At 68.8% G+C, this 1,790-nt stretch carries 1 protein-coding gene; it reads right to left on the reverse strand.

Annotated elements, in window-relative coordinates:
* Positions 1-24: 24 nt before the first annotated feature.
* The gene (locus tag ABT160_RS46930) at positions 25-1,647 is read right to left on the reverse strand and encodes an IS4 family transposase (RefSeq protein WP_351656547.1); all 1,623 of its coding nucleotides are present in this window, start codon (positions 1,645-1,647) and stop codon (positions 25-27) included.
* Positions 1,648-1,790: the final 143 nt, after the last annotated feature.

Genomic DNA, 1,790 nt, shown 5'->3' on the forward strand with positions numbered 1-1,790 from the left:
GGACCCTCACCCAAGGCCGGGTAGTTAACGCATTTCCGCTGGTGGGGAGGGGTTTGGTGACCACTGGGTGGCGGTGTAGAGGCCGGGGCCGAGCTTGTGGATGAGGCCGCCTGCGGCCCAGCGGTTGAGTTGTCTGTACATGGTCTCAAGGGTGATGTCGCCGAAGCGGGCCGCGATGTCGCGGGGCCGCCATGGACGGCCGGGCTCTTTGTGGAGCAGGTCGAGGATGCGGTGCCGACGACGCTCGGAGTCGACGGTGTGCCGATCGTCTCGCGAGGCTGCGGGCAGCGGAGGCAGTTGATCTGCGGGTTCGAGAATGGCGACGCAGAGGCGGGTGACGGTGCGGCTGCGGTCGGGGCGGCCGTCGTCCTGCCGCTCGGCGTACCGGGAGACCGACGAGCGGACCTTGCGGGTGCTGATGCGGGGCCGGCGGGGTGGGAGGAGGTCGGCCAGGACACGCCGCCCGATGACGCCGATGATGCTGGCGTTCGGGGCTGTGGTGATGCCGGCGGCCTGGATGACGAGGTCGCGGGCGGCCTGCAGGGCGATGGTGAAGCCGCAGCGGTCCGGGTCGGTGCCCGGCTGGGACTCGGCGGCCTGGACCATCACGGTGCGAAGCGCCTGGTAGAGCGTGAGTTGGGCCCACATCTCCTGCTCGACGCCGACTGGATCGCCCGACCGCAGCGGGCGGCCCTGTCCCAGGGTGTGCCGCAGCGCGTAGTAGGCGGACTCGTGCTCCCACCGCTCGTGGTAAAGCGAGGCCAGTACGGTGGCGGGGTATCGGTTCGCGCAGGTCAGCGTGGTGGCGAGTCGGTAGACCCCGGTGAAGGAGGTGCCGTCGTCCAAGGTCACGATGACCTGCGCCTCGATGATGCGGACCGGCACGGTCCCGATGACGGACAAGTAGGAGCTGTCGCCGAGACGGGCCAGTACCGGGGTGCGGCGGTTGGCACGGATCCGCCCGAGGAACTGTGCGCCGGTGTCGGTCAGAGAGGCGAGGAAGGCATTGGCATCGAAGCCCTTGTCCCATAACAGCAGCATGTCGGGGCCCAGATGGTGCAGGAGCCGACTGGCGTAGGCGGTCTCGCCGGTATCGGTGGGACCGAACACCGCGCCGATCAGAGCGCGGGTGCCGGTCTCCACCAACGTCATCAGCTCCAGCATCGGAGCGCCGCCCCGGCCGCCCGGGCCGAACCCTTCCACGTTGCGCTCGGTGTCGGCCAGCCTGATCGAGCTGCAGCCGTCGAACGAGACCGTCCGGAAGCGTCCGAACCGCACCCCGGTCGTGGCCGGTTGCGCGAGTGGTCCGGTCAGAACCTCGAACAGGCAGCGGACGGGCGCAGGGCCGACCCGGCGGCGCAGGTCACGCAGAGCCTTCGCGGTCGGTCCGGCAACCTCCAGGCCGACATCCGCCAGCGCAGCGGTGAGCTTGTTCCAGACCAGCCGGTAGCCGACCTCCGGGAACAGGCACATCGCCAACAGAAAGTAAACCCCGACCCGAGACGGCAGGTCACGCAGTCGGCGCTCCACACAACCGGTCTCCTCCAGGACCGCGTCGACGAGCTCGAACGGCACGACCTGCGTCAGCTCGCCCAGATGGCCGGGCGCGAAGGGGCCCGCGGCCACAGCAAACACACGGGAGAACATCGTCAGACTGGGCGGCGCGGCACAACGACGAACGAGCAACGGAGCACCTCGAAGATCAGCAGTCTTGGTGGACTATCTGACCAACGCGACCCTGTTGGCCGCGTCACGATCCGACGCACAAAACCCTTCCCACCAGCGGAAAT

The sequence above is a fragment of the Streptomyces sp. NPDC001941 genome (assembly GCF_040296945.1).
Classification (GTDB): Bacteria; Actinomycetota; Actinomycetes; order Streptomycetales; family Streptomycetaceae; genus Streptomyces.

Bases quoted from the DNA above. Each gene is read 5' to 3' on its own strand.
- ABT160_RS46930 (WP_351656547.1), bottom strand. From the start codon at position 1,647: ATGTTCTCCCGTGTGTTTGCTGTGGCCGCGGGCCCCTTCGCGCCCGGC.